Origin of the sequence: Enterobacter sp. YSU (assembly GCF_016082135.1) — a bacterium.
In the GTDB taxonomy this organism is placed as follows: Bacteria; Pseudomonadota; Gammaproteobacteria; order Enterobacterales; family Enterobacteriaceae; genus Enterobacter; species Enterobacter hormaechei_C.
In genome coordinates, this window is record NZ_CP059487.1 from 1,599,483 (window position 1) to 1,613,185 (window position 13,703).

Annotated in this window: 12 protein-coding genes; 6 read left to right on the top strand and 6 right to left on the bottom strand. The window is 55.7% G+C overall.

The window, feature by feature from the left end:
• Positions 1-177 precede the first annotated feature (177 nt).
• Positions 178-990 (bottom strand): sugar-phosphatase, encoded by an 813-nt coding sequence (yidA, locus tag H2Z33_RS07770; RefSeq protein WP_023295661.1) that lies wholly within the window; start codon positions 988-990, stop codon positions 178-180.
• A gap of 113 nt (positions 991-1,103) precedes the next feature.
• Positions 1,104-2,129, bottom strand: coding sequence for a zinc-dependent alcohol dehydrogenase family protein (locus tag H2Z33_RS07775; protein WP_063135341.1), 1,026 nt, complete (start codon positions 2,127-2,129; stop codon positions 1,104-1,106).
• Between the two features lie 114 nt (positions 2,130-2,243).
• On the opposite strand from H2Z33_RS07775, the gene H2Z33_RS07780 reads away from it, so the two are divergent.
• On the top strand, positions 2,244-3,179 hold the full coding sequence (locus H2Z33_RS07780; RefSeq protein ID WP_032668922.1) for a LysR family transcriptional regulator: 936 nt from the start codon (positions 2,244-2,246) through the stop codon (positions 3,177-3,179).
• A 33-nt stretch (positions 3,180-3,212) separates the two neighbouring features.
• Here H2Z33_RS07780 and gyrB read toward each other — a convergent pair whose 3' ends face one another.
• From gyrB to dnaA, 4 genes are read right to left on the bottom strand one after another with little or no spacing between them, the layout of a single operon-like run.
• Complete coding sequence (gene gyrB / locus H2Z33_RS07785) at positions 3,213-5,624, bottom strand: DNA topoisomerase (ATP-hydrolyzing) subunit B (RefSeq protein WP_006808766.1); 2,412 nt, start codon at positions 5,622-5,624, stop codon at positions 3,213-3,215.
• Positions 5,625-5,652: 28 nt separating this feature from the next.
• Positions 5,653-6,726 carry a DNA replication/repair protein RecF gene (recF, locus tag H2Z33_RS07790; protein WP_000060091.1) on the bottom strand — a complete coding sequence of 358 codons (1,074 nt, stop codon included), beginning with the start codon at positions 6,724-6,726 and terminating at the stop codon, positions 5,653-5,655.
• Entirely contained in the window at positions 6,726-7,826 is a 1,101-nt protein-coding gene (dnaN, locus tag H2Z33_RS07795; RefSeq protein WP_015570134.1) for a DNA polymerase III subunit beta, read from the bottom strand. The genes recF and dnaN overlap by 1 nt, the downstream gene beginning before the upstream one ends.
• 4 nt (positions 7,827-7,830) lie before the next feature.
• Positions 7,831-9,225, bottom strand: coding sequence for a chromosomal replication initiator protein DnaA (gene dnaA / locus H2Z33_RS07800; RefSeq protein ID WP_017383700.1), 1,395 nt, complete (start codon positions 9,223-9,225; stop codon positions 7,831-7,833).
• 638 nt (positions 9,226-9,863) lie between these two features.
• On the opposite strand from dnaA, the gene rpmH reads away from it, so the two are divergent.
• From rpmH to mnmE, 5 genes are all read left to right on the top strand, one after another.
• Positions 9,864-10,004, top strand: a complete 141-nt coding sequence (rpmH, locus tag H2Z33_RS07805; protein ID WP_000831330.1) for a 50S ribosomal protein L34 — start codon at positions 9,864-9,866, stop codon at positions 10,002-10,004.
• A gap of 16 nt (positions 10,005-10,020) precedes the next feature.
• Positions 10,021-10,380 carry a ribonuclease P protein component gene (gene rnpA, locus H2Z33_RS07810; protein WP_006808764.1) on the top strand — a complete coding sequence of 120 codons (360 nt, stop codon included), beginning with the start codon at positions 10,021-10,023 and terminating at the stop codon, positions 10,378-10,380.
• Positions 10,344-10,601: a membrane protein insertion efficiency factor YidD gene (gene yidD, locus H2Z33_RS07815; RefSeq protein ID WP_001307474.1), complete on the top strand. Its 258-nt coding sequence runs from the start codon at positions 10,344-10,346 to the stop codon at positions 10,599-10,601. Before rnpA ends, yidD begins: the two co-directional genes overlap by 37 nt.
• A 2-nt stretch (positions 10,602-10,603) precedes the next feature.
• Complete coding sequence (yidC, locus tag H2Z33_RS07820) at positions 10,604-12,247, top strand: membrane protein insertase YidC (RefSeq protein ID WP_003861138.1); 1,644 nt, start codon at positions 10,604-10,606, stop codon at positions 12,245-12,247.
• A gap of 72 nt (positions 12,248-12,319) precedes the next feature.
• Entirely contained in the window at positions 12,320-13,684 is a 1,365-nt protein-coding gene (gene mnmE, locus H2Z33_RS07825) for a tRNA uridine-5-carboxymethylaminomethyl(34) synthesis GTPase MnmE (protein ID WP_015570136.1), read from the top strand.
• Positions 13,685-13,703 lie beyond the last annotated feature (19 nt).

The following is a 13,703-nucleotide window of genomic DNA, read 5'->3' on the forward strand; positions in this document are numbered from 1 at the left end:
GAATTTCGCCTCACTTTTGCAGTACAAACGTGAGGCCTTTCGTCTTTGCCGTGGTGACAATGTAGTACAATCAATTAATGTTGTACTACAATCCAGATCACAAAAAGAACAATTTGATAAATTCAAGGCCAAAAAAAGCCCCGGTTAATAACCGGGGCTAATCTTTCAAAGCACTTGTTACGACAGAACGAATTTCTCGATCGCCCAGGCAACGCCGTCTTCCAGGTTAGATTTAGTCACGAAGTTCGCCACTTCTTTTACCGACGGGATGGCGTTATCCATCGCCACGCCCATGCCCGCATATTCGATCATCGCAATATCGTTTTCCTGGTCGCCCAGCGCCATGATCTCCTCAGGCTTGATGCCCAGCGCATCGGCAAGCGATTTGACGCCCGTGCCTTTATTGACGCGTTTATCAAGGATTTCGAGGAAGTACGGCGCACTTTTCAGCACGGTGTATTTCTCTTTTACCTCAGCCGGAATGCGTGAAATGGCTTTGTCGAGAACCGCAGGTTCATCAATCATCATCACTTTCAGGAACTGGGTCGCCGGGTCCATTTTCTCCGCTTCGCAGAACACCAGTGGAATGGTTGCAACGTAGGACTCGTGCACCGTGTAGTAGCTGATATCGCGGTTGGCGGTGTAAAGCGTATTGCGATCGAGCGCGTGGAAGTGAGAGCCCACGTCGCGGGAGAGTTTTTCCAGGAAACGGTAGTCATCATAGCTCAGTGCAGTTTGCGCCACCGTGCTGCCATCGGCTGCCTTTTGCACCAGCGCGCCGTTATAGGTGATGCAGTAATCGCCAGGCTGGTTCATGTGCAGCTCTTTCAGGTAACTGTGCACCCCGGCATACGGGCGTCCGGTGGTGAGCACCACGTTCACGCCTTTTTCGCGTGCGGCGGCGATCGCATTTTTAACGGCAGGAGAGATAGTGTGGTCTGGCAGCAGCAGCGTGCCGTCCATATCGATTGCAATGAGTTTGATAGCCATGAGGTCCCCGGGATAAATGAGTGCTACCTCATGCTAACGCGATTAAGCACACAAAAATAGAGCTACCTTGCGCAACAAAAAGCCCCTTTTACGTTTATCCCGGGAACGCGAACTCACTCGCGGGTGAGAACGATTTTGCCAAACGCACCGCGATCCAGATGTTCAAGCGCCTGTTCCAGCTCGTCAAAGCGGTAGCGATGCTCAATCACCGGTTTTAACTCCGTGACATCAACAGCACGGACAAAATCTTCCAGCGCCCGGCGGTGTCCAACCCCAATCCCCTGAATGACGGGAGATTTCAGCAACAGCTCGCTTGCAGGCAGAGAAATTTCTGTCCCGGCCAGCACGCCAATGACCGATATCCGCCCATGAACGGCAACGGCGCGCAGGGAATGTCTCAGGTTCTCCCCACCCACCGTTTCGATAATATGGTCGATGCCGCGATCCTGCGTCAGTGCCAGCGTATTTTCAGCCCAGTCGCCTTTCAGTCGGTTGATGCCCTGACTGGCCCCCAGCTTTTTGGCCCGCGCCAGTTTTTCATCACTCCCCGACGTAACAATAACTTCTGCGCCGTGCGCTTTTGCTATCTGCAAAGCGAATAGCGCCACACCGCCCGTCCCTTGTACCAGCACCGATTGCCCGGCGCGTAAATGACCGCGCTCCACCAGCGCGAACCATGCGGTAAGCCCCGCGCAAGGAAGCGTGCTGGCCTCAGCGTCATCCATGCTTTCCGGGGACGCCACCAGCGCGTTTTCACTCACAATCACATATTCGGCCAGCATGCCCTGGAAGTATCCACCGGACGTTTTATAGGGCAAATCGCGCGCGTCTGCCTGCGGCTTGCCGTCGATCCATTCCGGGAAGAAGGTTGAGATGACGCGTGCGCCGGGCTTGAAACGCGTAACGCCTTCGCCGATGCTGTCCACCACGCCTGCCATGTCAGATGCTGGGGTAAACGGGAAGGAAAGCGGAATCGGCATCGTGCCTTCAATCACCATTTTATCCCGGTAGTTGAGCGCAACGGCATTAACCCTTACGCGAACCTCCCCCGGGCCTGGCTGTGGAACAGGCTCCTGAACGAGCCTGAGGCTTTCACGACCAAGGGCATCCATTGACCAGCGTTTCATTGTTTCAGTCATTTTTTTTCTCCTGTCATCAGATGATTTTCAGTTCTGACAGTCTACCGTTGACTCAGCGTCGCCAGTGGCGATAAGTTTTCCCTTCATTGATGACCAAATTGACACAATCCGTCCATGACCGATACGCTGAAAGATATTCCCGTTTTCGTTGCCTCCGTTGAGGCAGGAAGTTTTGCCCAGGCCGCCGTCCGTCTGCATTTGTCGCGCTCGGCGGTAGGAAAAAGCATTGCTCGTCTTGAAGAGAGGCTGGGGGTTCGTCTGTTTCATCGGACCACCCGCAGTCAGAGGCTGACCGATAACGGCGCGCTTTTTTATGAACGCTGCCTGCGCGCGCTGGAGGAGATCCGTGGCGCTGAATCGCAGCTTGAAACCGGAAAACATCAGGTCAACGGTCGGCTGCGTGTTGCCGTGCCGGTGCTGTTTGGTCGCCAGTGTATCGCCCCGCTGCTAATAGAGCTGGCGCAGGAGCATCCCGGGCTTGAGCTTGAAATGTCCTTCAGCGACCGCGTCGTGGATCTCGTGGAAGAAGGGTTTGATATGGCGGTGCGCAATGGCGCTCTGGCTGACAGCAGCGTGCTGGTCGCCAGAAGGCTGGGGGAGCACCGGATGGTGCTGTGCGCCGCGCCGGATTATCTGCTTAAGAATGGCCAGCCGCAAACCGTTGATGATTTACGCCAGCATACGGCCATTAACTACACTCGTGCGGGCAGAGTCCTACCCTGGCAGCTGATGGATTACGATGGCACGTCGCGCACGTTTATTCCCCGCTCATCGCTCAATATGGATGATTTGCAGGCGATCTGCGACGCGGCGCTGGCCGGCCACGGCCTTGCATGGTTACCCTGCTGGATGGTCATTAAAGAAATTCAGCAGGGAGATCTTGTCCCGCTCTTAAAGCAGGCCCCGGATGTACGCTTCGACGTTCATGCCGTCTGGCAGCAGACGCCACACCTGCCGCTAAGGGTAAGAATTGCCATAGATATGCTGGTCAAACGTTTACCGGCAGTGATGTCGCTGGAGTTTCCTGCGTCCATAAAAAAGCCGCGCTGAAGCGCGGCCAGTTATGCTGTCGTAAAGCGACGATTAAATATCGATATTCGCCGCCTTCAGGGCGTTCTCTTCGATGAAGGCGCGACGTGGTTCAACCGCATCGCCCATCAGGGTCGTGAACAGCTGATCCGCTGCGATTGCGTCTTTAACGGTGACGCGCAACATGCGACGGCTTTCCGGATCCATGGTGGTTTCCCACAGCTGATCCGGGTTCATTTCGCCCAGGCCTTTATAACGCTGAATAGAGAGACCACGACGGGACTCTTTTACCAGCCACTCCAGCGCCTGTTCGAAGCTGGCTACCGGCTGACGACGTTCGCCACGTTCGATAAACGCATCGTCTTCGATCAGACCGCGCAGCTTCTCGCCGAGGGTGCAGATACGGCGGTATTCCGGACCGGTCACAAATTCGTGCTCCAGCGGGTAGTCGGTATCGACGCCGTGGGTACGCACGCGGACGATCGGCTCGAACTGCTGCTCAGCGTTCTGCTGAACGTCGAACTTCCACTGGCTGCCATGCTGCTCTTTCTCGTTCAGCTCGCTCACCAGGGTGTTCACCCAGCGGGTGACGGTCTGCTCGTTGCTCAGATCGGCTTCGGTCAGGGTCGGCTGGTAAATCAGCTCTTTCAGCAGCGCTTTCGGATAGCGACGCTCCATACGGCCAATCATTTTCTGCGTGGCGTTGAACTCGGAGACCAGACGCTCCAGCGGCTCACCGGCCAGCGCTGGCGCGCTGGAATTTGCGTGCAGGGTCGCACCATCAAGGGCGATCGCGATTTGGTACTGATCCATCGCGTCGTCATCTTTAATGTACTGTTCCTGCTTGCCTTTCTTCACTTTGTACAGCGGCGGCTGGGCAATGTAGACGTGGCCGCGCTCAACGATTTCCGGCATCTGACGATAGAAGAAGGTCAACAGCAGCGTACGAATGTGCGAGCCGTCGACGTCCGCATCGGTCATGATGATGATGCTGTGATAGCGCAGTTTGTCCGGGTTGTACTCGTCGCGACCAATGCCGCAGCCGAGCGCGGTGATGAGCGTCGCCACTTCCTGAGAAGAGAGCATCTTGTCGAAGCGCGCTTTCTCAACGTTAAGGATTTTACCCTTCAGCGGCAGAATCGCCTGGTTCTTGCGGTTACGGCCCTGCTTCGCAGAACCGCCCGCGGAGTCCCCTTCCACAAGGTACAGTTCAGACAGCGCCGGGTCGCGTTCCTGACAGTCAGCCAGTTTGCCCGGCAGGCCTGCCAGGTCCAGCGCGCCTTTACGACGGGTCATTTCACGCGCTTTACGCGCCGCTTCACGGGCACGCGCCGCATCGATAATTTTACCCACCACGATTTTCGCGTCGGACGGGTTTTCCAGCAGGTATTCGCTCAGCAGTTCGTTCATCTGCTGTTCAACCGCCGATTTCACCTCAGAAGAGACCAGCTTGTCTTTGGTCTGTGAGGAGAACTTCGGATCCGGCACCTTCACGGAGACCACGGCAATCAGGCCTTCACGAGCATCGTCACCGGTGGCGCTGACTTTCGCTTTTTTGCTGTAGCCTTCTTTGTCCATGTAGGCGTTCAGGGTTCGGGTCATCGCCGCGCGGAAGCCCGCCAGGTGCGTACCGCCATCGCGTTGTGGAATGTTGTTGGTGAAGCAGTAGATATTTTCCTGGAAACCGTCGTTCCACTGCAAGGCCACTTCCACGCCGATACCGTCTTTTTCAGTAGAGAAGTAGAAGATATTCGGGTGAATTGGCGTTTTGTTCTTGTTCAGATACTCAACGAACGCCTTGATACCACCTTCGTAATGGAAGTGGTCTTCTTTGTTGTCGCGTTTGTCGCGCAGACGAATCGACACGCCGGAGTTCAGGAACGACAGTTCACGCAGGCGTTTCGCCAGAATGTCGTACTCGAATTCGGTGACGTTGGTGAAGGTTTCGAGGCTCGGCCAGAAACGCACCATGGTACCGGTTTTATCGGTATCACCCGTGACGGCCAGCGGAGCGTCAGGCACGCCGTGCTGATAGATCTGACGGTGAATTTTGCCTTCGCGCTGGATAACCAGCTCCAGCTTCTGCGACAGGGCGTTAACCACGGAGACGCCTACGCCGTGCAGACCGCCGGAAACTTTATAGGAGTTATCATCGAACTTACCGCCTGCGTGCAGAACGGTCATGATGACTTCCGCAGCAGATACGCCCTCTTCCGGGTGAATACCGGTTGGGATACCACGACCGTCATCGGTAACGGACACGGAGTTGTCCGCATGGATCGTGACCACGATGTCTTTACAGTGACCCGCGAGCGCTTCGTCGATAGCGTTATCTACCACCTCGAATACCATGTGGTGCAGACCGGTGCCGTCATCCGTGTCGCCGATATACATACCCGGGCGCTTACGCACCGCATCCAGCCCTTTCAGGACTTTGATACTGGAGGAGTCATAAGAATTCGACATCAACGTTTCTCGCTCATTTCAACTTGGGTTAATCCGTTATTTTACCCTTTTCCACGGTAAACATCTTCGAATTTTCGTCCGACATGTCTATAACGTGTTCAGCGCTAATGGCGCTGACGAAAACCTGCGACTGCGTGGCTTTTAAGCGGCTGGCAAGCAGCCCGCGCCGCGCGTCGTCAAGTTCCGAGGCAAAATCATCTATCAGGTACAGGCAGCGTCGCCCGCTCTCTCGAGTGAGGAACTCCCCCTGCGCCAGGCGCAGCGCGCACATCAGGAGCTTCAGCTGCCCGCGCGACAGCGTGTCTTCCACCGGCGCACCGTCGGCACGAATGCGGAAATCCGCCTTGTGCGGGCCGTGCGCGGTGTAGGTCAACATGCGATCGCGCTCGAAGCTTCTCTCTAACACCTCGGCATAATCCGTCTCTTTTTCCCAGCCACGCTGGAAAGAGAAGGTGAGAGAGAACTCGGGTAAAAACTGTTTGCAGGTGTCGGCCATGTCTTCGGCGATACCTGCGCTGTATTCGGCACGCCAGCGGCTGATTTGTTCCGCAAGAGGGATGAGTTCCATGTCCCACGGACGCAGCTGAGCGTAGCGCGTGACCTGGCGCAATGCGGCGTTACGCTGTTTAAGCAGACGCTTCAGGTTGCTCCAGGCGTTAAAGAAACCGGCTTCATTGTGAAAGCATCCCCAGTCGAGGAACGCTCTTCTGTATTTGGGGCCGCCGTTGAGTAAAGTAAACCCCTCGGGCGTAATCAGCTGCATCGGCATCAGCAGCGCCAGCTCCGCCACTTTGTGGCCATCGGTGCCGTCGATGCGCACCTTGCTGTCGCCCTGCTTGTCTTTGGTCAGGCCGATGGCGGTTTCCCGCTCTGCGCCCTGCAAACGCCCGTGCAGAACAAAAGATTCCTGCTCGTGGCGAATCACGCGACCAATCTGCAAACTGCGAAACGCCCGGCCGTGGCCGAGCGTATAGATGGCTTCCAGCACGCTGGTTTTGCCGCTGCCGTTCGCGCCAACCAGGAAGTTAAAGCCAGGGGATAAAGCGAGATCCGCGCTTTCGATATTGCGAAAGTCGCGGATCAACAGACGGGTGAGCGACATTACAGTCTCATTGGCATGACAACATAAGCAGCCGACTGTGATGCGGCATCTTCAATCTGTACGCTCGAAACGGAGTCAGTCAGCAGGATGCGAACGTTCTCGCATTTCAGTGCATTCAGCACATCCAGCACATAGCTGACGTTGAAGCCGATTTCCATCTCAGCCCCGGCGTAGGTGACGTCCAGAATCTCTTCTGCCTCTTCCTGCTCCGGGTTGTTGGCGGTGATTTTGATCTGGTTTTCACTCACGTACAGACGTACGCCGCGGAATTTCTCGTTGGAGAGAATAGCGGCACGCGCGAACGCCTGCTTGAGGATGTCGCAACCCGCCTCCAGCGTTTTATCCGGGTTCTTCGGCAATACGCGGCGATAATCCGGGAAACGACCGTCTACCAGCTTCGATGTGAAGACAAAATCGCCCACGTGGGCACGAATATTGTTGCTGCCGATCTGCACGCGCAGCGGCGTTTCACCGCCGTCGAGCATACGCATCAGTTCAATTACGCCTTTACGCGGTACGATCACCGAATGGTTTGGCAGTGAATCGCCAATCGGCATGGAACAAACCGCCAGACGGTGACCGTCGGTCGCCACGGTACGCAGCTCTTCACCTTCGGTTTCGAACAGCATGCCGTTTAAGTAGTAACGAACGTCCTGATGCGCCATGGAGAACTGCGTGGCTTCAATCAGACGCTTCATCGTCGCCTGCGGCAGGGTAAATTCAACTTCGCTCTGCCAGTCATCCAGGTTCGGGAAATCCGCAGCGGGCAGCGTGGAGAGGGAGAAACGGCTGCGGCCAGAGCGCACCAGCATGCGGTCGCCCTCCAGCTGCACGGCGATTTCAGCGCCTTCCGGCAGCCCACGGCAAATATCAAAGAATTTACGTGCCGGAACCGTGGTCGCGCCCGCGTCGTGCGGCTGAGTCAGCGTAACGCGCGCGATCATTTCCATTTCCAGATCTGTGCCGGTCAGCGACAGCGTACCGTCCGCGACCTGAAGCAGCAGGTTTCCAAGAATAGGCAGCGTAGGGCGGCCGCCTAATGGGCCACTCACCTGTTGCAGCGGTTTTAATAAATGTTCACGTTCAACGGTAAATTTCATAGCGTCACGATGATAATGTTCTGATTAAATTGGAAAAATCTTCTTTTATGTCGTGGCTTTCTTCGCGTAACTGCTCGATCTTGCGACAGGCGTGCAGCACGGTCGTATGGTCACGGCCACCAAACGCATCACCGATTTCCGGCAGGCTGTGGTTGGTTAGCTCTTTTGCCAGCGCCATCGCCATCTGACGCGGACGCGCCACCGAGCGGGAACGACGTTTAGACAGTAAATCTGCCACTTTGATCTTGTAGTACTCAGCCACCGTCTTCTGAATATTGTCGATAGTGACCAGTTTTTCCTGCAAAGCCAATAAATCGCGCAGCGCTTCACGCACAAAATCGATGGTGATCGCCCGACCGGTGAAGTTGGCGTTGGCGATAACGCGGTTCAGCGCCCCTTCCAGCTCACGCACGTTGGAACGCAGGCGCTTGGCAATGAAGAACGCCACTTCACCCGGCAGGCGAATGTCGTTCTCGTCGGCTTTTTTCATCAGGATCGCGACGCGGGTTTCCAGCTCCGGCGGCTCGATCGCCACGGTCAGGCCCCAGCCGAAGCGGGATTTGAGACGATCTTCAACGCCGTTGATCTCTTTTGGATAACGATCCGAGGTCAGAATGATCTGCTGATTGCCTTCCAGCAAGGCGTTAAAGGTATGGAAAAACTCTTCCTGCGATCGTTCTTTATTGGCAAAGAACTGAATGTCATCGATCAGCAGCGCATCAACGGAACGGTAGTAGCGTTTAAACTCTTCGATCGCATTGTTTTGCAGGGCTTTTACCATGTCCTGAACGAAGCGTTCGGAGTGCATATACACCACTTTGGCATTGGGCTTACGCGCCATAATGCCGTTGCCCACCGCATGCAGCAGGTGCGTTTTACCGAGACCCGTGCCGCCATACAGGAACAGCGGGTTGTAAGCGCCACCGGGGTTATCGGCAACCTGACGAGCCGCCGCGCGTGCCAGCTGGTTCGACTTACCTTCAACGAAGTTATCGAACGTGTGTTTCACGTTAACGTTAGAGCGGTAGGTAGGCTCAGCGGGGGCCGGAACGTTATCCCAGCCCTGACGAACCGGTGCAACGCGAGGCGCTGGAGCGGGCGCCGCCTGTGCAGGGGCTGCCACATTGACAACTTCACGAACGGTTTGGGTGACCGGCTTTGTGCCCACTTCAAAACGCAGCTGTGGGGCATCTGACCCGCAGAAATCGTTCAGCAGTCCATTGATGTTATTAAGGTATTTATCCCTTACCCAATCGAGCACGAAACGGTTTGGCGCATACAAAGCCAGCGTGTTATCGCTCAGTTCCGCCTGCAACGGGCGGATCCACATACTGAATTCTGTGGCTGGTAACTCATCCTGCAATCGGGCAAGACACTGCTGCCAAAGCGAAAGTGACACGGCGGACTCCACTCGAACAATAAAAGAAAACTATTGAATATTCATGATTGTTGGCGCACATCGACATGACCCCATCAGGGTGATGTGCGAACCGCTATCTGCGGTTATACACGCTATCGTTGATACAGCCTGAACGATGTTGTGTTTATGCCCGACCAGGATCGCTGGATCCCGATCGGGACCGCGGATCATAGCCTAAACTGAGCCAGAGATCTTCTGTTTCTCACAGATTCTTCCCGATTTATCCACAGGAAGATCCGGAATCGGGTAAGTGTAAACGATCCTGACGCGAGTGCCTCGCGATTTAGGCCGCATATTGGAAAATTTAATGAGCACAGACAATTTTTGGCTTAAATGATCTAACGAAGATCCGGGACGATCCTTGCGCTTTATCGTTGAGCCCGTATAATCCTCGACCCGGCGCGTGATGCTCATCTTCCTGCGTCGTCCGCTGCTCATTTTCCACGCGAAAACGTGCGGAAATACACAGGGATTTAAGGAAAGAGAATTGACTCCGGAGTGTACAATTATTACAATCCGGCCTCTTTAATCACCCACGGCTTCGGCGTCCGTCATTCGAAACTCGGTCGGGCATCCGCAAAAGTCATGAATTTTTTCAAGTTTAGGTAGAAATCGCCATGAAACGCACTTTTCAACCGTCTGTACTGAAGCGCAACCGTTCTCACGGCTTCCGTGCTCGTATGGCTACTAAAAATGGTCGTCAGGTTCTGGCACGTCGTCGTGCTAAAGGCCGCGCTCGTCTGACCGTTTCCAAGTAATAAAGCTAACCCCTGAGTGGTTAAGCTCGCATTTCCCAGGGAGTTACGTTTGTTAACTCCCACTCATTTCACTTTCGTCTTCCAGCAGCCATTACGGGCTGGCACGCCGCAAATCACCATCCTCGGCCGCCAAAATTCGCTGGGGCATCCCCGCATCGGTCTCACAGTCGCCAAGAAAAACGTTAAGCGTGCGCATGAACGCAACCGGATTAAACGTCTGACGCGTGAAAGCTTCCGTTTACGTCAGCACGAACTGCCTTCAATGGATTTCGTGGTGGTGGCTAAAAAAGGGGTTGCCGACCTCGATAACCGTGCTCTCTCGGAAGCGTTGGAAAAATTATGGCGCCGCCACTGTCGCCTGGCTCGCGGGTCCTGATAGCCCTCATTCGGGTCTATCAACGCCTGATTAGTCCGCTACTCGGGCCACACTGCCGTTTCACGCCAACATGCTCAAGCTACGGAATTGAGGCATTGCGCAGGTTTGGAGTGATAAAAGGCAGTTGGTTGACGGTGAAACGCGTATTAAAATGCCACCCTTTACACCCAGGTGGAGACGACCCCGTCCCTCCAGGACCTTTTGATACCAGAGAACACTAACGATGGATTCGCAACGCAATCTTCTTATCATCGCTTTGTTGTTCGTGTCTTTCATGATCTGGCAGGCATGGGAGCAGGATAAAAATCCTCAACCCCAGCAGCAGACCACGCAGACCACGACCACCGCAGCGGGTAGCGCCGCCGACCAGGGCGTACCGGCCAGTGGCCAGGGGAAACAGATTACGGTTAAGACCGATGTGCTTGAGCTGACTATCAACACCCGTGGTGGTGATGTTGAGCAGGCGCTGCTGTTGACCTACCCGAAAGAGCTGAAGTCTACCGAACCGTTCCAGTTACTGGAAACTACGCCTGAATTTATCTACCAGGCGCAGAGCGGCCTGACCGGTCGTGATGGCCCGGATAACCCGGCTAACGGTGCGCGTCCACTGTATAACGTCGAGAATGACACGTTTGTGCTGGCTGATGGTCAGAACGAACTGGTTATCCCGATGACCTACACCGACGCGGCAGGCAACACCTTCACCAAAACCTTCACCCTGAAACGCGGTGAGTATGCGGTGAACGTGGGCTACAGCGTACAGAACGCCGGTGCGAAACCACTGGAAATCTCTACCTTTGGTCAGTTGAAGCAGTCCATCAATCTGCCGTCTCACCGTGACACCGGAAGCAGCAACTTTGCGCTGCATACCTTCCGTGGCGCGGCTTACTCCACGCCAGATACCAAGTACGAGAAATACAAATTCGACACCATTGCCGATAACGAAAACCTGAACGTCAGCTCTAAAGGCGGTTGGGTCGCAATGCTGCAACAGTATTTCGCGACGGCGTGGGTACCGAATAACGACGGTACGAACAACTTCTACACCGCGAACCTCGGCAACGGTATTGCAGCCATCGGCTACAAATCTCAGCCGGTTCTGGTGCAGCCGGGTCAAACCGGTAAACTGGCAAGCACCCTGTGGGTCGGCCCGGAAATCCAGGACAAAATGGCTGCCGTTGCGCCGCACTTGGATCTGACCGTCGATTACGGTTGGTTGTGGTTCATCTCTCAGCCGCTGTTTAAGCTGCTGAAGTTCATCCACAGCTTCCTGGGTAACTGGGGCTTCTCCATCATCGTTATCACCTTTATCGTTCGTGGCATCATGTACCCGCTGACTAAAGCGCAGTACACCTCCATGGCGAAGATGCGTATGCTACAGCCGAAGATTCAGGCTATGCGTGAGCGTCTGGGCGATGACAAACAGCGTCAGAGCCAGGAGATGATGGCCCTGTATAAAGCAGAGAAAGTGAACCCACTGGGTGGTTGCTTCCCGCTGCTGATTCAGATGCCAATCTTCCTTGCGCTGTACTACATGCTGATGGGTTCCGTTGAGCTGCGCCACGCGCCGTTCGCCCTGTGGATCCATGACCTGTCCGCACAGGACCCGTACTACATCCTGCCGATCCTGATGGGCGTGACGATGTTCTTCATTCAGAAGATGTCTCCGACCACCGTGACCGACCCGATGCAGCAGAAGATCATGACCTTTATGCCGGTCATCTTCACCGTGTTCTTCCTGTGGTTCCCGTCAGGTCTGGTGCTGTACTATATCGTCAGCAACCTGGTGACCATCATCCAGCAGCAGCTGATTTACCGTGGTCTGGAAAAACGTGGACTGCATAGCCGCGAAAAGAAAAAGTCCTGATTCGGTAACTTAACGCTAAAATAAGGGCGGTCGATTGACCGCCTTTTTTATTTGTATTGAACGAGAGCAACCATGAGCCATAACGACACTATCGTCGCCCAGGCAACCCCACCGGGACGCGGTGGTGTAGGCATTCTGCGCATCTCCGGCCTGAAGGCGCGTGAGGTGGCCGAAGCGGTGCTGGGTAAACTGCCAAAGCCGCGCTACGCTGATTATCTGCCGTTTAAGGATGCCGACGGCACACCGCTGGACCAGGGCATCGCGCTGTGGTTCCCCGGCCCAAACTCCTTTACCGGCGAAGATGTGCTGGAGCTTCAGGGTCACGGCGGCCCGGTGATCCTCGACCTGCTGTTAAAACGTATTCTGACCCTGCCTGGCCTGCGCATTGCAAAGCCGGGTGAGTTCTCCGAGCGTGCTTTCCTCAACGATAAGCTCGACCTGGCGCAGGCCGAGGCGATTGCCGACCTGATCGACGCCAGTTCCGAACAGGCAGCCCGCTCCGCGCTGAACTCGTTGCAGGGGGCATTTTCCGCACGCGTGAATCACCTTGTGGAAGCACTTACTCACCTGCGAATCTATGTCGAAGCGGCTATCGACTTCCCGGACGAGGAGATCGACTTCCTCTCAGACGGTAAAATTGAAGCTCAGCTCAACCAGGTGATGAACGATCTCGATGCCGTTCGCGCCGAAGCGCGCCAGGGCAGCCTGCTACGTGAAGGAATGAAGGTGGTGATTGCTGGTCGCCCCAATGCCGGAAAATCGAGCCTGCTGAACGCCCTGGCGGGCCGTGAAGCGGCGATCGTGACCGACATAGCCGGCACCACCCGCGATGTCCTGCGCGAGCATATCCATATCGACGGCATGCCGCTGCACATCATCGACACCGCTGGCCTGCGCGATGCGAGCGATGAAGTCGAGCGTATCGGTATCGAACGCGCCTGGCAGGAGATCGAGCAGGCCGACCGCGTGCTGTTTATGGTGGACGGCACGACAACCGACGCCGTTGACCCGGCTGAAATCTGGCCAGACTTTATCGCCCGTCTCCCGGCTAAACTGCCGATCACCGTGGTGCGCAACAAGGCCGACGTTACCGGCGAAACGCTGGGCATCAGCGATGTGAATGGTCACTCACTTATTCGCCTGTCGGCCCGTACCGGTGAAGGCGTGGAAGCCCTGCGTAGCCATCTCAAACAGAGCATGGGCTTCGACACCAGTATGGAGGGCGGCTTCCTGGCACGTCGTCGTCACTTGCAGGCGCTGGAAGAGGCGGCTCGCCACCTTGAGCAGGGTAAAGCCCAGCTGATCGGCGCGTGGGCCGGTGAACTGCTGGCGGAAGAGCTGCGTCTGGCGCAGCAGAACCTGAGCGAGATCACCGGGGAGTTTACGTCGGACGATCTGCTGGGACGGATTTTCTCGAGCTTCTGCATTGGTAAGTAATTCCCGTTAATACACGGTG